19 protein-coding genes and 1 tRNA gene are annotated in these 23,623 nt (G+C 63.3%); 6 read left to right on the forward strand and 14 right to left on the reverse strand.

The window, feature by feature from the left end; genetic code table 11:
• The first annotated feature begins 138 nt into the window (after nucleotides 1-138).
• Both JJ896_14715 and JJ896_14720 read left to right on the forward strand, forming a co-directional pair.
• Nucleotides 139-3,339 (forward strand): carboxypeptidase-like regulatory domain-containing protein, encoded by a 3,201-nt coding sequence (locus JJ896_14715; GenBank protein MBO6780904.1) that lies wholly within the window; start codon nucleotides 139-141, stop codon nucleotides 3,337-3,339.
• Between the two features lie 110 nt (nucleotides 3,340-3,449).
• Nucleotides 3,450-4,412, forward strand: coding sequence for a PorV/PorQ family protein (locus JJ896_14720; GenBank protein ID MBO6780905.1), 963 nt, complete (start codon nucleotides 3,450-3,452; stop codon nucleotides 4,410-4,412).
• Here JJ896_14720 and JJ896_14725 read toward each other — a convergent pair.
• Entirely contained in the window at nucleotides 4,409-5,356 is a 948-nt protein-coding gene (locus JJ896_14725; GenBank protein ID MBO6780906.1) for a tyrosine-type recombinase/integrase, read from the reverse strand. The two genes, JJ896_14720 and JJ896_14725, sit on opposite strands and share 4 nt — an antisense overlap.
• Nucleotides 5,357-6,017: 661 nt before the next feature.
• On the opposite strand from JJ896_14725, the gene JJ896_14730 reads away from it, so the two are divergent.
• Entirely contained in the window at nucleotides 6,018-6,530 is a 513-nt protein-coding gene (locus JJ896_14730) for a DUF2306 domain-containing protein (GenBank protein ID MBO6780907.1), read from the forward strand.
• 15 nt (nucleotides 6,531-6,545) lie between these two features.
• Here the strand turns inward: JJ896_14730 and JJ896_14735 are convergent, their stop codons facing one another.
• Nucleotides 6,546-7,073: a hypothetical protein gene (locus JJ896_14735; protein MBO6780908.1), complete on the reverse strand. Its 528-nt coding sequence runs from the start codon at nucleotides 7,071-7,073 to the stop codon at nucleotides 6,546-6,548.
• 3 nt (nucleotides 7,074-7,076) lie between these two features.
• Nucleotides 7,077-8,870, reverse strand: a complete 1,794-nt coding sequence (locus JJ896_14740) for a hypothetical protein (GenBank protein MBO6780909.1) — start codon at nucleotides 8,868-8,870, stop codon at nucleotides 7,077-7,079.
• A 43-nt stretch (nucleotides 8,871-8,913) separates the two neighbouring features.
• On the opposite strand from JJ896_14740, the gene JJ896_14745 reads away from it, so the two are divergent.
• A complete protein-coding gene (locus JJ896_14745) occupies nucleotides 8,914-9,687 on the forward strand; it encodes an AMP nucleosidase (GenBank protein ID MBO6780910.1) in 774 nt (257 codons plus the stop codon).
• Here the strand turns inward: JJ896_14745 and JJ896_14750 are convergent.
• The 4 genes from JJ896_14750 to JJ896_14765 form a co-directional block, all read right to left on the reverse strand.
• Nucleotides 9,677-11,641 carry a cellulase family glycosylhydrolase gene (locus JJ896_14750; GenBank protein ID MBO6780911.1) on the reverse strand — a complete coding sequence of 655 codons (1,965 nt, stop codon included), beginning with the start codon at nucleotides 11,639-11,641 and terminating at the stop codon, nucleotides 9,677-9,679. The two genes, JJ896_14745 and JJ896_14750, sit on opposite strands and share 11 nt — an antisense overlap.
• Nucleotides 11,642-11,689: 48 nt before the next feature.
• Complete coding sequence (sucB, locus tag JJ896_14755) at nucleotides 11,690-13,393, reverse strand: 2-oxoglutarate dehydrogenase, E2 component, dihydrolipoamide succinyltransferase (protein MBO6780912.1); 1,704 nt, start codon at nucleotides 13,391-13,393, stop codon at nucleotides 11,690-11,692.
• Between the two features lie 120 nt (nucleotides 13,394-13,513).
• Nucleotides 13,514-15,595 carry a sodium-translocating pyrophosphatase gene (locus tag JJ896_14760; protein MBO6780913.1) on the reverse strand — a complete coding sequence of 694 codons (2,082 nt, stop codon included), beginning with the start codon at nucleotides 15,593-15,595 and terminating at the stop codon, nucleotides 13,514-13,516.
• A 257-nt stretch (nucleotides 15,596-15,852) separates the two neighbouring features.
• A complete protein-coding gene (locus JJ896_14765) occupies nucleotides 15,853-17,136 on the reverse strand; it encodes a cystathionine gamma-synthase family protein (protein MBO6780914.1) in 1,284 nt (427 codons plus the stop codon).
• An 85-nt stretch (nucleotides 17,137-17,221) separates the two neighbouring features.
• On the opposite strand from JJ896_14765, the gene JJ896_14770 reads away from it, so the two are divergent.
• Entirely contained in the window at nucleotides 17,222-19,366 is a 2,145-nt protein-coding gene (locus JJ896_14770) for a right-handed parallel beta-helix repeat-containing protein (GenBank protein MBO6780915.1), read from the forward strand.
• 60 nt (nucleotides 19,367-19,426) lie between these two features.
• Here JJ896_14770 and JJ896_14775 read toward each other — a convergent pair whose 3' ends face one another.
• The 3 genes from JJ896_14775 to trxA all read right to left on the reverse strand — a co-directional run bounded on the left by JJ896_14775 (nucleotide 19,427) and on the right by trxA (nucleotide 20,628).
• Nucleotides 19,427-19,891, reverse strand: coding sequence for a hypothetical protein (locus tag JJ896_14775; protein ID MBO6780916.1), 465 nt, complete (start codon nucleotides 19,889-19,891; stop codon nucleotides 19,427-19,429).
• The gene (locus JJ896_14780; GenBank protein MBO6780917.1) at nucleotides 19,888-20,226 is read right to left on the reverse strand and encodes a nuclear transport factor 2 family protein; all 339 of its coding nucleotides are present in this window, start codon (nucleotides 20,224-20,226) and stop codon (nucleotides 19,888-19,890) included. Before JJ896_14780 ends, JJ896_14775 begins: the two co-directional genes overlap by 4 nt.
• Before the next feature lie 63 nt (nucleotides 20,227-20,289).
• Complete coding sequence (trxA, locus tag JJ896_14785) at nucleotides 20,290-20,628, reverse strand: thioredoxin (protein MBO6780918.1); 339 nt, start codon at nucleotides 20,626-20,628, stop codon at nucleotides 20,290-20,292.
• Nucleotides 20,629-20,691: 63 nt separating this feature from the next.
• On the opposite strand from trxA, the gene JJ896_14790 reads away from it, so the two are divergent.
• On the forward strand, nucleotides 20,692-21,195 hold the full coding sequence (locus JJ896_14790; protein MBO6780919.1) for a c-type cytochrome: 504 nt from the start codon (nucleotides 20,692-20,694) through the stop codon (nucleotides 21,193-21,195).
• 7 nt (nucleotides 21,196-21,202) lie between these two features.
• Here the strand turns inward: JJ896_14790 and JJ896_14795 are convergent, their stop codons facing one another.
• The 4 genes from JJ896_14795 to JJ896_14810 all read right to left on the reverse strand — a co-directional run bounded on the left by JJ896_14795 (nucleotide 21,203) and on the right by JJ896_14810 (nucleotide 23,483).
• Nucleotides 21,203-21,769, reverse strand: a complete 567-nt coding sequence (locus tag JJ896_14795; GenBank protein ID MBO6780920.1) for an aminoacyl-tRNA hydrolase — start codon at nucleotides 21,767-21,769, stop codon at nucleotides 21,203-21,205.
• A 9-nt stretch (nucleotides 21,770-21,778) separates the two neighbouring features.
• Nucleotides 21,779-22,417 carry a 50S ribosomal protein L25 gene (locus JJ896_14800; GenBank protein ID MBO6780921.1) on the reverse strand — a complete coding sequence of 213 codons (639 nt, stop codon included), beginning with the start codon at nucleotides 22,415-22,417 and terminating at the stop codon, nucleotides 21,779-21,781.
• 34 nt (nucleotides 22,418-22,451) lie between these two features.
• A complete protein-coding gene (locus JJ896_14805) occupies nucleotides 22,452-23,384 on the reverse strand; it encodes a ribose-phosphate pyrophosphokinase (protein ID MBO6780922.1) in 933 nt (310 codons plus the stop codon).
• 28 nt (nucleotides 23,385-23,412) lie between these two features.
• A tRNA-Gln gene (locus JJ896_14810) sits at nucleotides 23,413-23,483 on the reverse strand.
• Nucleotides 23,484-23,623 lie beyond the last annotated feature (140 nt).

Consider the following 23,623-nt stretch of genomic DNA (forward strand, 5'->3'; position numbering starts at 1 on the left):
CATGAAACGACTGGTTTTGTTTCTGGGGCTTGTGGTTCTGATGATGGTCGGCGGCTGTGATTTTGTCGGCCCCGACGGCGGGGACGGCGACCCGCCGCCGCCCACTGGTGATCAGTCGCTCGCCCCTCCTGCCTGAACGTGCCGCTCCGCGCCTGCCTATTTCTGCTGCTGTTTTCGACGATCCTGACGCACAGGGTCTCAGCCCGGCAGGCTCACGTCACGGGCACGGTTACCCGTGCGGATACCGCTGGGCCCGTGCCCGGCGCGCATGTATTCCTGACCGGCACGCGCCTGGGCGACGTTACCCGTGACGACGGATCGTTCGACATCGCCGATGTGCCTTCGGGCACACACGAACTGGTTGTCAGCCACGTTGGATACGAAACGGAAGCGCGCTCTGTCCGAATCACGACGACGGACGCGTTTGAACTGACCGTCGTATTGACGCCGCGATCCCTGGGTGAGATCGAGGTGGTCGCAGAGACCCCGCGTGCCCGGCGCAGAAATCTTGCACGCTTCGAGAAGTACTTCCTGGGCGTGTCCCTGTTTGCCGACGACTGTGTAATCCTCAATCCGGAGGTGTTGCGGTTTGAGGTGAATCCGAGATCGGGCGTCTTCTCTGCTTCGGCCACAGAGCCCCTGCTCATCGAGAACATGGCGCTGGGATACGAACTCCGCTTCGTGCTCGACGAGTTCCGACTGCACGAAGACCGCCGCGCAGTGCAGTATAGCGGCAAGCCTTCATTCCGCGAGCTGGATGCACGCGACGATCGTCAGGCCCGGGCCTGGCAGCGCAACCGGGAGCGCGCCTACCTGGGCTCGCGCCGACATTTCCTTACCGCCCTGGCCGCCGACCGGCTTCACGAAGAAGGATTCATGCTGCTGGAGGAGAGCATGCAGGGTGGATCGGGGTTTCGCGGCGTGCCTGGAGGACGTCCGGGAAACAGGGTCCGGGGTGTATCGCCCCATCAGATTCTGGTGGCCGGCGAACTTCCCTTTGAGCGCAAGCTCTCGTTCCCCGGGTTCCTCAAGGTGCTCTACTTCCGGGAGGTGCCGGACGGTCCCTACGAGCAGTTTCGCGAGTTCATGGACCGCGGTCTGCGCGCCGACGAGGACGCCCAGGTAAGCTGGATTTCACTCACGCAGCCCAACGTGACGTTCACGACCGACGGCATTCTGCAGGAGTCGTTTGCCATGACACGGTTCGGGTACTGGTTCTTTGAGCGCGTGGCAGAACTGCTCCCGGCCGACTACCGGCCTTCCGGCGCGCGCGATCCGCGTGCGCCTCCGGGTGAGGCACCCATGGTGGACGCAGCCGAGCTGGAACGGCTGCTGACGCAAGGCCGCGCCCTGATCGAGCAGGGAGACCGGCAGGCCGGAATTGCGGATCTGCTTCGCGTTCACCGCGACAATCCCGGCTACCAGGGTGGAGAACTCGGCCATGTGCTCGGACTCGCCTATCAGGCCGAGCAGAAAGCGGACTCGGCGGCCTGGGTCTGGGTACGAACGCTTGCCGCGCTGATCGATCAGGAGCAGTTCCACATTCCGACCGCGGACGCGCTGACGCGTAACATCTTTGTGCGTCAGGACGTGGACCTGTACGAGGTGGGCAGCGATGCCTTTCTGAGGCTTCTAGAGCACATGGATCTGGCTGCCGAGCACCGACAGCTGGCCTTGCGACACGTGGCCCAGTCGCTTCTGCTTTGGTCGCCGGCGGACGCCGATACACTGCATACGCGGCCACCGGGCAACCTGAACAGGCGGTTTGAGGTCGCGCGGGGCACCGGTGAAGTCCTGGCCGCGTGGTGGCGTGCCCAGGACCCCCTGCCTGCCACTACCCTGAATGAGCGACTGGCCGAGCATCTGGCGCGAGTAGCGCATGCTGAGGACAACTATCGATTCCGCGGGGACTTGCTGGGCTTCGACGACCGTGGCAAAGCCTACGTGCGATTTGGCGCTCCCGACAACAGCGTGCGGGTGCCGGTCAACGTCAATCGCGCGCTGCAGGTGCTAAGGGAAAACTCCTACGCCCTGCCCGGCCCGGTCGTGCCTCCGACGAACGAGGTATGGACGTTCCGGCACGTGGACGATCTGGTGTACCACGTATTCGTGCTCCGTGGAGGCCGATTTCAGGAGGGTTCGGCCGAGGATCTGGTACCCGAGGCGCTCCAGACGGCCTACCGACGTGTGGGTGAGGGCCACTCCAACGTGCGCACCATTGCCAATCCCACCGGCAACAACATGCCGGCCAACCAGGCACTTGCTGAAGCCCTGTACAATGTATGGCAGGGCCTCTACACCACCCTCGCCGCAGTGCACCCCGACTTTGAGAGTCACCTCCTGGAGCTGGAATCGTACGAGTCGGATGTGCGGGCCACGCAGTTGGGCGGCGGCACGCTGAGCGCATCGTCCCTCTCTTTCGTGACGGCAGCCCAAACAAGATTCAGGGAGATGGCGCGCGAGGCGCAGGCCCGACGGGAAGAAGATGCGCCGCGCACGTACTCGCGGGTGGCATCAGCCATCGAGCGCTTTGAAGTTTTTCCCAGGTATGCCCGTTTCCTGGATGAAGACGGCTCTACCAGAACGGAAGTCTTCTGGAATCACCTTCCGGGCACGCTCACACCGGGGCGACGGCAGTTGCGGCGAGCCCTGGAGGAGGACGAGCAGCCGCCGGAGCGCTACCTGATGGACCTCGTCGCCACCGTTCAGAATGCCGGGCACAGCCGCCGGGAAGCCACACCGGTCAGCTACCTCGCGGCCGACATGGACTCACTGGACCTGAGGGCGACTCAGGTCCTTGACATCACCGGAAGCCGGGAGCCGTTCGCCGTTGCGATGCAGTGGGACCAGTTCCTGCCGCTGGAGAGTCCGGACGGCCCCGAGCGCCGGGAGTACCTGCGCACCGCGGTGCACGAATTCGGATTGCTGGATCCCCTGTCGGCGGACCCGGCCTCGCTGGAGATGAGCGACCTGAAACCGGTTGTTGCGCTGGACGCGCTGTTCTCGGGCGATGGGCTCGCGACGCCCTACGCCGGACCCTCGCTGATGGCCGGCGTGCCCATCGGGCTGGTTTTTGAAGTCTATCATCTGCGATTCGGTGACGACGACCAGACCCGATACACGACGGAGGTCATCGTCACCCGGGACCCGGATGGACGACGTCAACAAAGCACCTCCTCGAGCAGCGAGGGTACCGGCAGTTCGTCCCGCGCTTCCGAGTTGCTTGCTGTGGACCTCGGCGACCTGAGAGGTGCAAGTGAGGTGGAGATTCGGGTGGTGATTACGGACGTCGTGAGCGGGCAGCGGCGGGAGCGTGCCGTGCGGTTTGGCGTGCAGTAGCTGCGGTTAAGGCGGGCGTGGCGGCGGCCGACACCACCGGTAGGGCCAACGCGAGAACCCAGCCCTCGGGGTCCAGTATGAGCGGCGGCCCAACAAACCACCCCGCGCGCGTGACGCGATTTCTCCCCTGCATTCTGGCGTTTTTCCTGGTTCTGCCCGCTTCGGGGCAGCCCGTGGACGCGACCGTGTTCTCGCTGACCACGCTCGACGCGTCGGCTCGGGGAGCCGGGTTCGCGGGGTCGTCCTCGGCATTGCCGAGCCAGGGCGTCTTGAGCTTCCTGGAGAATCCCGCACACTTGCGGGCGGAGGCCCACGGGCAGTTGGGCCTGTCCCTGCTCAATCACGTGTCTGCGCTGCAAACGGGCACCGTCGCCTACAGCCGACATCTGGAAGGCATCGGTTCAGTGGGGGCCGGGCTCCGCTTCCTGGGCTGGGGGGAGATCGACCGCGCCGACGCTCTCGGCGAGAAGCAGGGCACGTTTTCCGCGGGAGAGTTTGCTCTTTCGGCCGGCCTGTCGCGCGTACTCAATCCCACGACCCGGTATGGTGCCAACGTGCATTGGCTGAGGAGCAGCATCGACGGTCAGGCCGCGAACGCCCTGGCCCTGGACGCCGGAATCTTCCGATACAACCCGGATTCGAGGCTGGGCCTCAGTGCCAGCATACACAGCCTCGGCGCGGTGATTTCGTCCATTGGAGAAGAATCGAACCGCCTGCCGGTTGACCTGCGCCTGGGCATCAGTAAACGACTCCTCCACCTGCCGTTCTTGTTCTCGGTGACTGCCTGGGACCTGACCGATTTCTCTGGCACCGACGACGACGACACCGTGCTCGACAATCTCCTGTACCACCTGAAACTGGGAGGCGCCTTCCAGTTCAGCGAGCACTTCGAGATTCGGTTCGGTTACGATCACCGCCGCCACAACGCGCTCAAGGTGAAGAGTCGACTGGACCTCGCCGGCGTGTCCTTCGGCACCGGTATTGTTGTGAAGTGGGTGGCCGTGGACTACGGCTACAACTCATGGTCCAGCTTCGGAGGCATGCACCGTTTTGCGGTGACAACCAGGCTTTAGGCAGGTTTCTCGGCTGACCCCGTGAGCAACCCCTGCTGGCGGTAGTAGATCATGGTGGTATCGAGAGTGCCGTGGCGCATGCGCTCTTTCACCTCGTCGATGTCCATGCCGTCATTCAGCCAGATTAGCGCCGCGGTATGAGTCAGGCTGTGGGGGGTGATGCCGGGCTTCTTGACTCCCGACTCCTTCAACAGCTCGTTGATGCGACTGCGGATCGATCGGGTATTGAGTCGATCCCCCTGACTGCGGTGCCCGTGGCTCACAAATAACGGCATCTCCGGACGAATGCGGCCCCGGGCATCCAGATACAGCCGGATGGCGTCCATCACTGGGGGGTCGATGGGCACATGCTGGTCTTTGGCCGTGCGGCCCTTGCCCTGCACCCGCAGATACCAGCCCATGAGTGTCTGCTCCAGATCCTGAACGTCGGCGCGCACGATCTCGATCTCGGAGAGCCCTGCAAAGAGCATGGAGAAGACGATCGCCCGATCCCGGCGAGCAATCTCATCGTCAGTGGATAGCACGGTCAGCAGCGTATCTACCTCCTCTTGCGTCAGCACCTTGCGCGAGTGCGTGGCAGGACGTCGGTTGCCCTTCACGCCTTGCGCAGGGTTCTCACTGAGCAGCCCCACATCGACCAAGTACTGACAGAAGCGCCGGACGGCTGTCAGGTAGGTGGAGACAGAAACCTGATGCAGCTCCCGCTCCTCCATCAGGTAGGTCTTGTACGCCTCTACGTCGTCCTGTCGAAAGCGAAATCGACCTTTCTCACGCACGAACCAGCGCTCGAATTCGTTCAGGGACCGTCGGTAGGTACCTACCGTTTCCGGGCTGCGATCCTTCAGGTACTCACGCAGGAAGTCCTGTACGCGAAGGCGCAGTTCCGGTAGAGAAAGGCTGAGTCCAAGGGCCTCTTCCAGGGAGGACGATTGTTCTGTTGCCACGGGCGTTCTGGTGTGCTGACGGCATGGCGCATAACGGACCTGCGCCTCACACCCCCAAAAAAGCGGCGGTGACGGCGATTGTCAATAACGGTTGTAGGAAAGGAGGGGTGGTGCTTGGCCTCGGGCCCTGGAGGCGGGCTCGGCGGCGCTCGGGCCCGCGGCGGGGCGGCGCTCGGCGGAGGCGGCGCTCGGACCCGCGGTGGCGGGGCGGCCCCCGGCCCCGGCGAAGGCAGCCCACCCCTCGCCACACCGGGCCGCCAGGTGGAATACGGCGGCCATAGTCCACCTATCATCCGTTTCCAACGGGCCACATGTGGAGTCAGCCTCGATATTCCATGTCTGGCGCTCTCAGGGCGCCCGAAGATGGAATGGCGGTCGGCTATTCCACGTTTGGGGCCGCGAGGGTAAGAAGCGCCGGCCCGCGGAGCCGCCCCGGCACGCCCGTCGAAGCGCCGGCCCGCGGAGCCGCCCCGGCACGCCCGTCGAAGCGCCGGCCCGCAGAGCCGCCCCGGCACGCCCGTCGAAGCGCCGGCCCGGGGAGCCGCAGCGCGGAGCCGGCCCGACTCGCCACCTCGCAGCCCCCCCCCACCCCTCACTCGACCAGCGGCGCATCCTGCCGTCCCGCGCCCCGTACGGACACGCACCCTCAGCCCCCCAGCCCATGTCAGCCATCGTCCACGACCCCATCGGAGTGATTCACCTTATCGCGGCGGTCGTTGCGCTGGTCGCCGGCACCTCCGTGTTGTTCATGCGCAAGGGCACCATGCGGCATCGGCAGGTAGGCTATGCCTACGTGGCCTCGATGGTCGTCATGCTGGTGACCGCGTTCATGATCTACCGCCTGTTCGACGGCTGGGGCGTGTTCCACTACGCGGCGGTGATCAGCACGGTAACGCTGGTCGGCGGCATGGTCCCCGTGTTTCGACGCAAGAGCCCGAAGTGGGTCGTCTCCCACTTCGCCTTCATGTACTGGTCGGTTTTTGGCCTCTACGCCGCGTTCGCCTCAGAAATCATCACCCGCATTCCGGGATTCCAGTTCTTTCACCTGGTCGGCTGGGCCACAGGCGGCGTGATGCTCGCGGGCGGCGTCATCTGGAGCTTCAACAAGAAGAAGTGGCACACTCAGTTCGTGCGGGAACGCGTCAAACCCCGCAAACCACTGTTCGGGCGATAGGCTCTTCGCCCTGGATCAGGCTTCAATCAGTCCCCCCAACTCTGCGAGTTCGGCCTCGCTGAGGTCCAGGTTGAAGTGCCGGATGCGCTCGATGGCCGTATCGGTTGTATCGGCGTAGGCCTCCACACAACCAGCATGAATGTAGCCGGCGGGATTCAGGTAGCCGTCCTCGAAAAACACTACCGAGACGCGCCAGTCGTCCTTTTCGATCAGCTCGCGGCACGCTCGACAGGTGGCTCGCGCAGACGGCGACACGTGGGCGCGGTGCAGCCTGGCGATGCGGGGATGCGCCTCCCCGGTCGCCGCAAGCCTCCGCAGCGATTCGGCATCATCCAACTCGCCGCCCTCGCCAAGAAACACGGTGATGGCCTCGGGCCGTTTGTAGGCCGCACAGAGCGGGTGATACCAGAAGGTGGTCTCACGATCCGCGCGCGGGTTCATCATGGTCTCCCCAAATCGGATCTCACCCTTCCCGATGAGCCGTTCGCAGCCTCGACACTTGGCGCGTCCGGATGAAGCCGTTTCGGTGTGATACGTCGCCATGCCTCAATCTACCACGGGAAGACCCTCCATCGCCATGATCTTGAGCGCGTTCGTCGTGGGACACGGGCCAGTTCGAAGCAGGTAGTCGAACACCATGCGGCCGCCCGACACGTCCTCGCGAAAGTGCAGGTTGCGTGCCGAGGGGTGCTGCTCGGTCAGGCGCACAAGATCAAGGTCGTGGGTGGCGACCAGGCCCAGCGCACCGCGGCGAATCACTTCCTCAATCAAGGCCCTGCTGCCAAGCAGACGCTCTCTGTTGTTTGTGCCACGGAAGATCTCGTCGATGAGCACCAGCACTCTTCCTGGCTCGGCCCCTCGGACGGCCTCCATCAGCCGGGCCAGCCGACGCACCTCGGCGTAGAAAAACGAGATGCCGTCGGTGACCGAATCCGTCACACCCATACTCGTGAAGACGCGCAGGTCGGACAGGCGCAGCGAGAGCGCATCGACCGGACCCCCGGCACGGGCCATCACAACGGCAAGACCCACCGAACGCAGATAGGTGCTCTTGCCGGACATGTTGGAGCCGGTGACGATGGCCAGCGTGCCAGGGTCAGTCAGCTCAAGGTCGTTCCGAACGAGATCCTCCCTGGGCACCAGCGGATGGCCAAGCCCTGTTGCCTCGAGTCCGGGCCCGTCCGCCAGCAGGTCCGGAAAGCTCGCATCGGGGTTGAGAGCCGCGTAGGTCGCCAGCGATCCGGCTGCCTCCAGTGTGAACACGGTCGTCAACCAGGCCGGAAGCTCCTCCCGGAGAGCATCCTTGAGGCGCTCGAGTCGGGAGGCAAAGTGCAGGTCCCAGGGCACAAGCACGTTGAACACCAGTCGCAGGATTTCGCTCTTCTGGGCACTGGCGGCCACGGCCAGCCACATCACCCGCCTGAGCTCTCGCGATGGGCGATCCCGACGAATTCCCTGAAGCAGGTTCTCCAGAGCCTGCGCCCTGGGGAATCGGCGGGATTCCAGCAACCGCAGCACGGGCCGCAGCTTCTCGAGCTCATAGTGTAGCCGCTCGGCCTCATCGAACAGGTGATTGTAGTAGCGCCCGTTCATGAGGTAGACGGCAGCATAGACGACCAGAGAGAACGCCCAAAGTGGACCGGTCAGTCCGGCGATGTGCAGTGCAACGAGGAGCACGTTGACGGCAGCCAGTGCCCACAGAACGGCCAGAATGCGCCGCATCATCCGCGCGTCGGGGCTGGCTCCAAGCCAGCTCAAGAGAACGTCGCCGTCAAAGCGCCTGGCGGACGGTCCGCTGAAGACGGTCGATTCCAGGGCAATACGGTCACAGAACGCAGGTCGCGGCACCAGATCGCGGACCAAAAGCTGACGATCCGCCGCCGGGCCGCTGCCGGTCTCCAGCAGCCAGGAGGCGAGCTTGCGCGCGCCGCCCGTTGAGAAGGACGTGTCCAGCAGTCTGTGCAGTCCCCGAGCACCCATTATGTCGAGGTCGGCCGAAAACGCGTGAGTCTCCCCCGCATCAACGCCAAACGCAGGCGGAAGCGCCTCCCAGTCCCGAGCCCGGCGGGCAATCCTCATCGCCTTGATGCGGCGAAGCGTTGCGGTTCGCAGGATGCCACGAGCCAGTTCCTCATGCACACGCACCACGGCCAGAAATACCACGAGGCCGAGGACGGCAGGAGCCCATCGCCCGTCTGTTTCCCACCAAAGAATGGTGCCCAGTGCCGAGACTGAAAAAATGCCTACACGCAGCCAGGACAGCCGCTTGCTGCGGGCCTCCAGCCGTTCGCTGCGGCGGTCGAGGCGTGCGAGGAATCGTTGGAGATGGACGTCCGTCATGTGGCCGTGAATCTAACCCGCGTGTCGGGCGGTATCTTGGCGCATGAAAGAACGACTTGAGATTGCCCGGGACTGGCTACCTCGCTACACGGGCATGCCGATCGATGAGTTCGGCGACTACGTGCTGCTGACGAATTTCCACAACTATGTGGAGATGTTCGCCGAGAAGTTCGGCTGCAACGTTTACGGTCGAGGTCGACCGATGCAGGCCGCTACGAACAACGACGGCCTGTCCATCATCAACTTCGGCATCGGCTCCCCGAACGCGGCGACCGTCATGGACCTCCTTGCAGCCAGAGAGCCGGAGGGCGTGCTCTTTCTGGGCAAGTGCGGTGGCCTGAAGCACTCCACGGAGATCGGGCACTTCATTCTGCCCATCGCGGCCATCCGCGGCGAGGGCACGAGTGACGACTACATGCTGCCGCAGGTGCCTGCGCTGCCGTCCTTCAAACTGCACAAATTTGTCTCCGAAAAGATTGTCTCGCGCAATCTGGAGTACCGCACCGGAGTGGTCTACACCACCAATCGCAGGCTCTGGGAGCACGATGAGCTGTTCCTTGAGAAGCTGAAGGTGATGCGCACGCTGGCGATCGACATGGAGACGGCGACCATCTTCGTGGTGGGGCACCACAACAACATCAGCCGCGGCGCGCTGCTTCTGGTCTCGGACGTGCCGATCACACCCGAGGGGGTGAAGACCGAAAAATCAGACGCCGAGGTGACTGCCATGTGGGCCCAGGTGCACCTGGATATCGGCATCGAGTCCATGTCGGACATCGATCACATGGGCGAGCAGATCAAGCACTTCACCTATTGATGAACGTGCGGCTCCACGTGCGTTCGCCCTGGATGACACGCAGCAGATAGGCACCCGGTGGCAGGTCGTTTGACACGATGTCGAGCCGGTTTTCGCCCACCACCGGTGTGGTTGTTGATCGCCGCACGCGGCGCCCGAGCATGTCCAGGATCTCCATGACGATGGGGTCCGAGCCGGCGGAGACAAACGTGGCTGCCGCCGAGCCGGAGACCGGATTCGGGAAAACCGGTCTCAGTTCCGCGATCTCCGGAGGCATTTCGCCGGTCACGGACGTGCCGCCGGCAAACCGAAAGGTCATGCGGTTGACGTTGTAACCGCCTGTACGGCCCACCGTCATGCGGAGAACTCCTGTCCCCTTCTCCAGCGCAACACCGGGTATGGTGACGGTGCGCCAGTTCTGCCAGCCACCGGTGCCCGGCATGGTCAACGAGCCGAGACGCTCGCCGTCCAGATAGAGGATCATGCTTCCGCCGCTGGACAGGCTGGCGATGCGCACATCGATGTCATAGACCGACGTGCTGTCGACGGTTACAGAGAACTCAAGCCACTCGAGAGGTTCGATCCAGCCGACGTTGAAAGGCCCGCCCAAGGGGTCCGTTGACGGCTCGATGTCCACACCGTCATTGCGCAAATAGGTACCGTTGTTTCCGCCGCCGGGCGAGCCGGATATCGCGGCGATTCCGGTATCCCGGTAGGTCACGCCAGCATTGCCCAAATCATAGTCCACGGCATCGATCGAGCCCGGAATCCGGTGATCGGCCATGGGCTGGCGCATGGTGCCGAACTCCGGGTTGAACAGAGAGGCCATGACCCCCTGATTCACGCGCGTAGAATCCAGATCGAGGTTGGCCACCATCTCGAACAAGGCCGCGTGGGCCGCCTGCGGAGAGGGTCTTGCGGCCTGTCCATTCCAGTAGTCCACCAGCCGCTGGAAGCCTTCCGGCATCGGCGCCGACACCGGCGATGTGGTGCTACGCAGTTTCTTGTGGGTCCAGAAATTCCATCCGATGTCGTTGTCCGCCATCAGCTTGACCATATCGTAGAACCAGGGATTCGAGTTCTCCCCCGTCTCCCCCAGCCACAGCGGCCGCTGATAGGTCTCCCGGATGTCTATCAGATAGTTGATGGTGCCCTGCGTGGCCGGATTCCAGTACTTGTGGAAGGCGTACACCATCTGGTCGTCCCACGGCGGATAGAGCTTGTCGAACGTGGTGGCGAAGTAGTTGCCCTCTATGAACAGAATGTGGTTCGTGTCATGGGCGCGGATGGCGGAGGTGATGCGCTCGTAAAGGTCACGCAAGGCCTGAGCGCCGTCCGGAATCGAATTCGGAGTGACCGGCTCGTTGATCAGGTCATATCCGATGATGCGGGTGTCGTCCTTGTAGCGCCGCGCAAACTCTTCCCAGAGGGCGACGGTCAGGTCCTGGTACGGATCCGGTTCGGTCCACAGGCGGGCCACCCCGTCGCTGTCTGCAATGGCGCCGTCCGACTGGGCGCCTGGCGCGGCGTGCAGGTCGAGAATGACCGGGATGTCATAGGTCTCGCACCACCCGAGGAAGGTGTCGAGGATTGTGAACCCCTCCTCCAGGAAATTGCCCTGAAGGTCCATAAAGAACTCATAGTGGAACGGAAGGCGAATGTGGTCAAACCCCCAGTCCTTGATGGCTGCAACGTCCTTCTCAGCAAGGAACTCCGCTCGGTACGCCTCCCAGAGTCGCTCTCCCTCCGCAGCACCGATCAGCTCCTCGACCTTTTCCTGCATCTCCGTCCAGGAGCCACCCATGTGCATCATGTAGCCCTCTGGCATGAGCCACCCGCCCACCCCGACGCCCTTGATCATGGAGGGCTGACCGTCGGGACCGAGGATTCGGGTGCCCTCCACGCGGTGGAACTGGGCGCTGGTCGCGGTGGCCGTCAGGAAGATGAGCGCCAGAAAACCTGAAAACCTTTTCAAACAGCGGGCCATAATGGTTCCTTGGTGCTTCATACAGGACGGGCGCGCCTAGAGCTCGTAGCCGGGGGAGAAGCCTTCCAGTGCTTCGCGGTAGCGCTGCAGGAAGGACGCGGCCATCGCGCCGTCGATGATGCGGTGATCATACGACAGCGACACGTACATCATGTGCCGGATACCGATAACGTCGCCGATGTTCGGGTCCTCGATGACCACCGGACGCTTCGTGATCGCACCGGGCGCCAGGATGGCCACCTGGGGCTGGTTGATGATCGGCGTACCCATAATAGACCCCAGCGAACCCACGTTGGTCACTGTGAAGGTGCCGCCCTGCAATTCCTCGGGCTGCAGCTGCTTGCTGCGCGCGCGAGCCGCAAGGTCGGCCGCCGCGTGCGCCAGTCCGGCGATGTTCTTCTGCCCCGCGTAGCGAATGACAGGCACCACGAGGCCGGTCTTGGCGATGGCAACCGCGATGCCGATATGGAAATCCTTCTTGACGACGATCTCCTTCTCCTGCACGGAGCCGTTCATCAGAGGGTGGTCCTTGAGCGCGTCAATGGCCGCATGCACAAAGAACGGCGTGTAGGTCAGCTTGACCCCCTCCCGCTGCATGAAGCCGGCTTTCTCGGACTCGCGCAGACGGACGAGATTGGTCACATCGATCTCAGCGAACGAGGTAACGTGTGCGCTGGTGGCCTTGGACCGCGTCATGTGGTCGGCAATGATCTGCCGCATGCGGTCCATCTTGATGATTTCCACGCGACCGTCTCCGGTAGCCACGACGGGGGCCGGAGCGGGACGGGACGGGGTCGGGGCTGCCGGGGCCGCTGCGGGAGCGGCCGGAGTCGGAGCCGGCGTGGTCGAACGGTTCCTCAGGTAGCCCATCAGATCCGCCTTGGTCACTCTGCCGTCCCTGCCGGATCCCTGGATGGTCTTGAGCTGGGCCAGGCTGACACCCTCTTTCTCGGCGATTGAACGCACCAGGGGCGTGTAGAAACTGCCCTCGTCGTCGTGACGAGGAATCGGACCTGCCGTGCCGTCTCCGCTGGGTGCAGGGGTGGGCGCGGGCGTCGCCGGAGCCTGTGCCGGTGCGGCGGGGGCCTGGGGAGCGGCTGGTGCGACTGCGGCCCCATCGCCCGTAGCGATTATGGCAATCGGAGCACCGACCTCGACGGTCGCGCCTTCCTCGTGGAGAAGCTGGACCACGACTCCGGCTGCCGGAGACGGGACTTCCGTATCCACCTTGTCGGTGGCTATCTCGAGCAGGGTCTCGTCCAGCTCGATGGAATCGCCCGGCTGCTTGGCCCACGTGATGATGGTGCCTTCCATGATAGACTCGCCCATCTTGGGCATGACCACCTGCACCGGTTCGCCTGCGGCCATCGTGGCCACGGCGGCTCCGCCCGAAGACGGGGCCGCGGCGGGCTCGGCGGCAGGAGCGGCTGCGGCCGGTTCGGGTTCTGCGGCTGCGGCTGGAGGCGCTTCCGAAGGAGCGTCGGAAACGGCTGCCTCCGCATCGGTCTCCAGGCGGGCAATCACCGAGTTGACCTCGACGGTCTCCCCCTCCTCCACCAGGATTTCTGCCAGCACACCTGCGGCCGGAGATGGCACCTCGGTATCCACCTTGTCCGTGCCGATTTCCAGGAGCGGCTCGTCGAGTTCGACGGCTTCACCCGGCTTCTTGAGCCAGACGATTACAGTCCCTTCCGTAATCGACTCGCCCATCTTGGGCATCGTGACATCAATTTTGGCCATGGCGGAGTGGCAGAAGTGGTTCGGCAGAGAAAAGGTACGGCCCAGTGCGGGCGTGGTTCGGAAACACAGATCGGCCGCCCCTCCGGCTCCGGAAGGACGGCCGATCAGAATCAGGGCGATCTACGCAATCAGCGGCGCAATCACGAGAGCCACGACGGCAATCAGCTTGATCAGGATGTTGAGGCTCGGACCGGAGGTGTCCTTCAGCGGGTCACCGACGGTGTCGCCAACCACGGAAGCCTTGTGGGCGTCAGAGCCCTTTCCGTAGGACACGCCGTCCACCGAAAGGCCACTCTCGATCGTCTTCTTGGCGTTGTCCCAGGCGCCTCCGGAGTTGGACTGGAAGATGGCGAAGAGCACGCCCGACACCGTCACTCCAGCCAGGAGACCACCCAGCATGCTCTTGTCAATGAAGCCGATGACGACCGGAACGATCACGGCCAGAAGCCCCGGCGCGATCATTTCGCGAATGGCGGCCTTGGTGGAGATCTCCACACAGCGGGTTGCGTCCGGCTTGGCCGTTCCCTCACGCAGACCGGGGATCTCGGCGAACTGACGACCGACCTCCTTGATCATGTCGGCGGCAGCGCGGCCCACGGCGCCCATGGCCATCGCGCTGAACACGTAGGGCAGCATGGCCCCAAGTAGCAGGCCGGCCAGGATGGTCGGGTTGGCCACGTCGATATTCTCCACGCCTGCCTGCTGCATGAACGCAGCAAACAGACCGAGGGCCGTCAAAGCGGCGGAACCGATGGCGAAGCCCTTGCCAATGGCGGCCGTAGTGTTGCCGACGGCATCGAGCTTGTCAGTGCGGTCACGCACTTCCGGGGGCAGCTCGGACATCTCGGCAATGCCTCCGGCGTTGTCGGAGATCGGGCCGTAGGCGTCGACCGCCAGCTGGATGCCTGTCACCGACAGCATGCCGACGGCGGCGATGGCGATGCCGTAGAGGCCGGCAAACTGGAAGGCGAAGATGATGCCGAGGGCCAGCACGACGGCCGGAAGTCCGGTCGAGTACATGCCCACGCCGAGGCCGGCAATGATGTTGGTGGCCGAGCCCGTCAGAGACTGCTTGGCGATGCCGTTGACCGGGCCTTTGCCCGTGGCGGTGTAGTGCTCGGTGATGAGACCGATGGCCGTACCGGCAACCAGACCGATAACCACCGCCCAGAAGACGCCGACTGCGCTGTAGTCGAATCCGCCGACGCTCCAGGTCTCGGGCAGCATGCTGGTGATGATGAAGTACGACAGCACGGCCATGAGGCCGGCCGCACCAAACTCACCGATGTTCAGGGCCGCCTGCGGGTTGCCGCCTTCTTTCACCTTGACGAAGAACGAACCGGCAATCGAAACAAGGATGCCGACGCCCGCAAGCGCCAGCGGCAGCAGAATGGCCGAGAGTTCGCCGAAGGGCGCATCGGCCATGACACCCAGGAAAGCGGCGCCGAGCACCATGGTACCGATGATGGAGCCGACGTACGACTCGAACAGGTCGGCGCCCATGCCGGCGACGTCACCCACGTTGTCACCGACGTTGTCGGCGATCGTGGCGGGGTTGCGCGGGTCGTCCTCAGGAATGCCTTCGTAAACCTTGCCGGCCAGGTCAGCGCCCACATCGGCTGCTTTCGTGTAGATACCGCCGCCGACGCGTGCGAAGAGTGCGATTGAGGAAGCGCCGAGTGAGAAGCCGGAGATCACGGAAATGACCTTCACAATGCTCCAGTCGGTCATCCCGGTGTAGGCCAGAAAAAGGCCACCGAGGCCGATCACGCCGAGACCGACCACCGCGAGGCCCATCACCAGGCCGCCGGAGAAGGCGACGTTGAGGGCGGGTCCGAGGCCGGTGGTGGCGGCCTGCGTGGTGCGCACGTTGGCTTTGGTGGCTACGGTCATGCCGATGAAGCCGGCCAGTCCGGAGCAGAGCGCACCGACCACAAAGGAGACGGCGATCATCCAGGATGAATTCTCGAGGCCGGCGTTGGCAAAGGCCAGCAGGGCCGCAACAACGACCACGAAGATGAACAGCACGCGGTACTCCTGGCGGAGAAATGCGCGGGCGCCGTCAGCGATGGCCTGCGCGATCTCGGCCATGGCGTCGGTGCCGACGTCCTGTTTCCCGACCCACTGGGCACGCATGAAGGCGTACGCAAGCGCCACCAGGCCGGCAGCGGGTACGAGATAGGTAACTAGGGAAGCATCCATGGATACTCGAAAAGGGAAGAATTGCAGTGATCTGAGTGGGTCCCGCCAGTGCAGAACCGGGAGGCTCGGGCAGTCCAGGATCGGACAGCCGTCGGGAGGCCACAGAAGTAGCCTCAGACAAGCGAAACTAGGCCGCTGGAATGGCTTTTTCGGCCCGTTAACGCATTATTCGATTCGGCGGGCGATGGGGGGCGCGACTGTGTAGGCGAGGTCGTGCTGGGTTGCCCGAAAGCGCTTCCGGTCAGGGTGTCCAGGACTCAAGCCTGCTCAAGCGCCTGCCGCAGATCGGCGATGACATCCTCCGGGTGCTCGATGCCCACCGAGAGACGGATCAAGCCGTCGGTGATGCCCATGTTGCGCTGCTCCTCCGGTGGCACATCCGAATGCGTCATCGTGCCCGGGTGCTCTGCGAGAGATTCGGTCCCCCCAAGGCTGACGGCCAGCTTGACTAGTTGCAGGGCGTTGAGGAGCCGGAACGCGGCCTCCCGACCGCCTTCAACCTCGAACGCAATCATGCTGCCCGGGGAAAGGCACTGGCGTCGAAACAGTTCAAAGTCGGGATGCTCCGCTGTCATCAACCCGAGATATCGGACCGTGGACACCTTGGGGTGCCCCTCCAGAAAGTCCGCCACATATCCGGCGTTCTTCATCTGCGAAGTCATGCGCAGCTTCAGCGTCTCGAGGCTTCGCAAGAGCAACCAGGATGTCCAGGGATCCGCCATGCTGCCGGTAATCGTGCGAAAGCCCTTCAGTTGGCTGATCAGTTCCTCGCTGCCCAGGCAGGCGCCAGCAATCACGTCGGAGTGCCCACCTACGAACTTCGTCAGAGAATAGATAACCAAGTCCGCGCCATGCTTGAGAGGATGCTGCCATAGCGGCCCGAGGAAGGTGTTGTCGACGGCTACGAGCACCTTGCGCTCCCGGCCAGCCGCGGCCGCCATGTCTGCGCAATGGCGGATGTCCACCAGATCCAGCGTCGGGTTGGCGGGGGACTCGAGGTAGATCATCCGTACTGATTCCGCCACGCCGGGCTGTACCATGACGGCCTCCAGCCCCTCCCTGCCGCTGGACGCATTCCAGCGGGCAATCCTAATGCCGAACTGAGGCAAGATCTTGTGGAAGAGGTACTCCGTACCGCCATAGATCGGCTCATTGAAGACCAGCGTGTCTCCGGGTCGGAGAAAAGTCAGACACATGGTTGTGATGGCCGCCATGCCGCTTTCATAGGCAGAGGCTGCCTCCGCGCCGTCCCAAAGGGTCAGCCTGTCTTCAAGAATCTCCAGACCCGGATTGTTCAGCCTGGAATAGATGGCGCCAGCGGTTTCGTCAGCGCGCGGCTCACGCAACCCGTACGCCAGTTCGAAAAATTCCTTGCCCTCCTCCGCAGACCGGAACGCGAACGTCGACGTCTGGAAGATGGGCGGCTTGACCGCACCTTCGGACCACTCCGGGCGGTAGCCGTAGCTCATCATTAGGCTCTCCGGCCGCAGATCATGGTCTCCGATTCGGCGGTGGTGGTATTCGGTCTTCTTTTTCGTCATACTGCTCTAGGTTGCCCTGCAACTTAATTCGGAAGCGCTTCCGACCCGGTGAAGTGATCGGGGAAACCACCCTCTCATGAGCCCAATGCGACCGGTCCACTTCGTGCTCCTGCTTGCCGCGACCCCCGCGCTGGCGCAGGACCCCATCGCCCTTACCCCAGGCCTGGTCATCACGGAGTCCGTGCGGATCGAGCCCGGCACTTACCACCTGCCCGGAGACTCGCTGGGTGCGGTGCGCGTTCAGGGAAGCGGCATCACGGTGGATTTCACGGGCGCCGTGCTGGTGGGATCGACCGACGTCGAGAACCCGGATCGCTTTGAGGGCACGGGCATTTTTGTGCTGCCCGGTTCGAATGACGTCACGGTGATCGGCGCCACGGCGCGCGGTTACAAGGTGGCTCTGAGGGCGCTCGACACGCCCGGACTGACGATCACCGACTCCGACTTCAGCTACAACTGGCGGCAGCGGCTCAAGTCCACCATCGAACGGGAGCACATCGACGACTGGATGAGCTACCACCACAACGAGGAGGACGAGTGGCTGCGGTACGGCGCGGCGGTTTACCTGCGCGGCTGCGACGGCTGCCGGGTCGAGCGCGTCACAGTGACGGGCGGCCAGAACGGCCTGATGCTCACCGAGGTGAACGACGGCATCTTCCGCGACAATACGATCACGTTCAATTCGTCACTGGGCATCGGCATGTATCGGTCCAGCCGCAACCGTGTGGTGCACAACACGCTGGACTTCAACGTGCGCGGATACAGCCACGGCGTGTACAACCGGGGACAGGATTCGGCGGCAATTCTGGTATACGAGCAGTGCAACGACAACGAGTTCAGCTACAACTCGGCCACCCACTCGGGCGATGGGTTCTTCCTCTGGGCCGGCCAGACCACCATGGATACCGGGCAAGGCGGAGCCAACGGCAACCTGATCTGGCGCAACGATTTCAGTTTCGCGCCCACCAACGGAATCGAGATCACGTTCTCCAGCAACCGCGTCGAGGAGAACTATATCGAGGGGTGCTGGCACGGCATCTGGGGCGGGTACTCGTGGGATACCGTGATAAGCGGAAACACCTTTGTTGACAATGACGAGCACATCGCCATCGAGCATGGCCAGGACGTGCGGATCGAGCGCAACGCCTTCCTCGGCGGAGACATGGGCGTGCGGCTGTGGGAGCGGGACTCGCAGCCGGCAGACTGGGGCTACTCGCGCGAGCGGGACGTGCGCAGTCGGGACTTCGACGTGGAGCGAAACGAATTCCGGGGCGTCGATCGACCCATTGTGATCAACGGGGCCACCGGTCTGCGCGTGCAGCGCAACGCGTTCGAGGCAACAGGTGACTGGGTCCTGGAGGGCGTGACCGGGGCACTCACGCATGGGAACGAATTCTCGGGCGATGCGGTCATGCCCATCTCGACCGGCGAGCGGCTTGGGGAGGCGTTGCGCTTTGGCGCCGGGGTGGACCGCTCTCATCCGCGGGGTCGGGAATACATCCTGGTCGACGAGTGGGGGCCGCATGATTTCCGAAGCCCGGCGCTGTGGCCACGGAGTGCACGGCGAAGCTCCAAGCAGTGGTTTGAAGTGGTCGGTCCTCCGGGCTCTTGGGAGTTCACTTCGTTGACGGGCGTGGACTCAGTTTCGGCGATGTCAGGGGCGGTCGGTGACTCCGTGCGCGTCTGGCGGTCGCAGGCTCCGACTGTGGACATGCGCATCGTGGCCGCGTTCTCCGGCGGCGAAGTAGTGGATCGGTTCGGCCGGAGGTTCGAAGCCGGGAAGCCCGTTGCATTCGAGTACCGCTACTGGTTTGCGCCCATTGCCTGGACTGTGGACTTCTGGCAATGGGAAGCCGGCGTCAGCGATCCGCGCGAACAGCCAGAGGCGTTCGCGGCTGTGCTCGAGGGACCTCCTCTGCATTCGCTGGAGACCGAGGACCTGGGATTCGGCTGGTATCGCTCCCCTGCTCGCGGCGTGTCGGACAACTACTTCGCGACGCGGTCCGTGGGTACCGTGGAGGTGCCTCCCGGGCGGTACATCCTCGACCTCACATCAGACGACGGGGTGCGGGTCTGGGTGGACGATGAGCTGGTGCACGAAGACTGGACGTGGCATCCGCCGAAGCAGGAGCTGATCGAGTTGGAGCTGGGCGGGCGACACACGATCCGCATCGATCATTTCGAGATCGATGGCTTTGCGACGGTTGTGGCGGGGCTCCGGAGACGGTAAGGCGTCCTGCTCTGATAGCACGATCAAACCCGAAACGTGCTACCCATATAGCACGAAGCCCTACGAGGAATTGCGCGCCTGCCTCCTCCACATCAGAGCGGCAAACCAGAAGCAGGTCAGCTGCACCAACTCGGGGATGTGGTCCTCGCACGTTAGCACCGCCTTCCGGGAGAATGCGTGTCTCGGCTTGATCGTGCCGACCAGAAGCCCGTTTTGCTCCATTTCGTAGGCCCTGCGAAACGTCGACTGTGCCTTGATGACCAGGTCGATTTCCGGGGTGCCGATCTCGAACGTGCGCTTGAAGGCGCTGACCTTTTGCGCATCGACAAAGAACTCGTCTCCGATGCGCACTGCCCAGTATCCGCTCGTCACTCCGTGCTTGTCGACCTCGTACTCTGTGCCGCCGAGCACAATGGTGCCCTCCTCCCGCATGGGCTTGATCCAGATGTCCGCAAACTCACCAAGGCCAATCACGCGCCAGTGAGACGAAAAGATCGAGCGAGGTTTGAAGGTCAGCGTTTTCATTCGAGACCACCAAGTCCGCGCGGGTCGTAGAACGATTGGATGGACACGATCTGGTCTTCCCGGACCCGGAGCCAGTCCACGGTCTTGACAACCTGCTCCCCGGAGTCCATCTCGAACCAGATCGCGGCTTCGTCCTCGCCACCCAGTACGCTGACTACGCGCAATTCGGCCACATTCTTGGCTGCGAGCGGCTTCACCCAGTCCAGATACTTCCGCCGTCCGGCGACCGTGCCGTAGGGACTCGTATGCGTGAAGTCGTCTGCGAGCGGAATGTCGTCCGGAGTGCCGGCGTTCCATCCCTCAATCCAGGCGCGGGCCAGATCTGCTGCGGTCATGGGTCGAGCGGTGCTTGCGAGTCCCCTACGACCCAACTCCTCACCGCCCGGTTTCCGGCCGCGTTATTTTGCGGGCAGCGCCTTGTCCAGGAACGCGCGCACGCGATGCTCAGGCAGCGCCCCGGTGAACTCATCAATCACCTCACCATCCACAAACAGTTTGACAGCAGGAATGCCCTGGATGCGAAAGCGGGCGGCAAGGGTGGGGTGCGCGTCGGTATTGATCTTCACGAGGCGGAAGCGCCCCTCTGCCTCATGAGCGATGCGCTGTAGCGTGGGCCCCAGGACTCTGCACGGACCACACCATGGGGCCCAGAAGTCAACCAGCACCGGCTTCTCAAAGCTCTTCCTTACGACTTCCTGTTCGAACTTCTCGTTCATTGACTCTGTGATACTTGTCATATCATGTAACGCCGTGTTATACATAAAGTGTTCCCGAGATAAAGCGGCCCACGGTCTCAACCCATGAAATTGGCAGCCCCCGTTTCAATTCTGGCACTGGCATTGATCTCCGCTCCCGCACAGTCACCTCCAAGCAGCCTGGACGCTTCGGCCTCCGATTCGCTTTCCTTTGGCCAGCGGGTGTTCGAGACATCCTGCGCCTCATGCCACTCCGTAGACCCGCCGCCCAACCTGGCGCCGCCCATGCGCATGGTCTTGAAGCACTATCTCGAAGCAGAGATTGAAGATCCCTGGGGCGCCATCAAGGCGTGGGTGACTGCGCCAGACTCGGCGCGCTCAGCCCTCCCTGCCCACGCCATCGAGCGATTCGGTCTCATGCCACCGCTCCCGTGGCCGGAGTCCCATCTCGACTCTCTGATCGTCTACCTCCAGCAGGTAGCGGCCGAACCAATGCCGCAGCACGGCGGACATGGCCCGGGGATGCGCCATGGAGACGGTCAGGGAATGCAGCACGGCACGCCCCCGGACAGCACCCGTGGCACCATGCGGCATCACAAGAACAGCTAGGCCTGCTCTAGTTGTTGAACCGGTTCATGGCCACGTTTATCCCGTCGGTGACAAACGTGAGCGCAGCGTTCATGCTCTGCGTGAGCACATCGTCCAGCAAGTCCTTCTCTTCCGCGTCGAACGGACTGAGCACGTAGTCAGACTGGCTGCCCTCGTCGAACTCCTTGCCGACACCAATGCGCAGGCGCGGAAATTCCTGCGTGTCCAGCCAGTCGATGATATCCTGGATGCCGTTGTGGCCGCCTGAGCCGCCCTTGGGACGCATGCGCAGCTTGCCGAGCGGCAGGTGGATGTCGTCAACGATCACGAGGAGCTCGCTGGGCTCAACCTTCCACTTGCGCACAAACACCTCGAGCGCCGTGCCGCTGCGGTTCATGTAGGTCTGGGGCATGGCCAGACCGAGTTCACGGCCGCGCCACTTGCCCCAGCCGAACAGCATCTCGTCCCGCCTGCGTGTAACCTTGGTGCGCGTGCGCTCAGCGAGCGCATCGATCACCCGGAATCCCACGTTGTGGCGCGTCTCTGCGTATTCCTCCCCGGGATTCCCGAGGCCTACCAGCAGTCGCTTGGCCAAAACCCGAGCCTACTCTTCCGCGTCGTCGCCTTCGGCAGACGGGGCCTCTTCGCCAGCCTCTGCCATGGTGTCGCCCATGAGATCGTCCTCTTCCTCTTCCACTTCCGCGCGGGCGGCCTGGACAAAGAACAGGGTGGAGTTCATCGGGAGACCGAACTCAAACTTCTCGTCTTCGAGTATTTCCAGATGGATGGTGTCGCCGACATCAATGTCGGTCACATCGATCGAGAAGTGATCCGGAATGTCCTTGGGCAGACAGGTGACCTCGAGTTCGTTGAAGCGCTGCACCGGGCGACCGCCATTGCGCTGACCAAGGGACGTGCCAACCAGCTGAAGCGGAACCGTGAGCGTGATCTTCTCGCCGGCCTGCAGCACCTGGAAGTCGGCGTGCATCGGGCGATCCGACACGGGGTGGAAATCCACGTGCTTCAGGATGCAGTCGTAGGTATTGCCGGAAACGGCCACCTCAACGCGGTGAAACTCGTCGGTGTAGATCAGGGGGCGCAGATCCAGCTCGCCTACCTGGAAGGCGACGGGCTCCTGGCTATGTCCGTAGAGGATGCAGGGAACCTCTTCATTGCGACGCGCGGCGCGCGCAGCTCCCTTACCCGCTTCACGGGTCTTGGCGTCCAGTTTGATTACGTCCATGGTTGGTAGGCTTTCAGCAAATAGATAACCCGCGCTACGGCGTAAACAGCGTAGACACGGATTCGTCGGTGTAGATGCGGCGGATGGCGTCGGCAAAGTGGTCGGCCGTGCTGACCACGGTCACCTTGCTCGACGGCCGTCTGAGCGGAATGGTATCGGTCACGATCACCTCCGTCAGCGCGGACGATTCGATGCGCTCGAATGCGGGCCCCGACAGCAGAGGGTGCGTACACGCGGCCCGAATCTCCAGCGCACCGGCCGCTTTCAACGCATTGGCTGCGTTCGTCAGCGTGCCCGCCGTATCAATCATGTCGTCAATGAGCAGGACATTCTTGCCCTCAACGTCGCCGATGATGTTCATCACTTCGGCAACGTTCTGAGTCGGCCGTCGCTTGTCGATCAGGGCCAGATCCGAGCGCATGCGCTTGGCGTGGGCTCTTGCCATCTTGATGCCACCCACATCGGGTGCCACCACGACCAGATTCGACAGGTCCAGCTTTTTCAGGTAGCTGATGAACACCGCGGATCCATACAGATGATCCACTGGAACGTCGAAGAAACCCTGAATCTGAGAGGCGTGCAGATCCATGGTCAGCACCCGGTCTACCCCCGCCGTCGTCAGCAGATTCGCAACCAACTTGGCCGCGATCGACACCCTGGGCTGATCCTTGCGCTCCTGTCGGGCGTATCCGAAGTACGGAATGACCGCAGTGATGCGCGCCGCGGAGGCCCTCTTGGCCGCATCGATCAGCAGCAGCAGCTCCAACAGGTTGTCGGCGTTCGGCTGCGTGGACTGAATCAGGAAAACGTCACACCCGCGGATCGACTCCTCGTAGTGCACATAGATCTCTCCGTCGGAGAAATTCTTGATCTCCACCGTGCCCAGATCCTGGCCGAACGAACGGGCGATGGACTGGGCCAGCGCCGGATTGGACCGGCCGGCAAATATGCTGATAGGATTCGTCATCTGCGGTGGGTCGCAGGGGTGGGGTAAGTTGCCCGAGAAGGACTCGAACCTTCACCGACGGCTCCAAAGGCCGCTGTCCTGCCATTAGACGATCGGGCAAAGGCTGGCTAAGTTAGTCCGCCCTACCCGGGATTATCAACGCACGCGTCAGCCTTCACGCGGAATGGACGGGCGATGGGGTTGCGGGGCCCGCGGCGGGCCGCGGCGGTGGCGTATGCGAGCTGTCGCGCCGGCGTGCC

The organism is Rhodothermales bacterium (genome assembly GCA_017643395.1).
GTDB lineage: Bacteria > Bacteroidota > Rhodothermia > Rhodothermales > UBA10348 > JABDJZ01.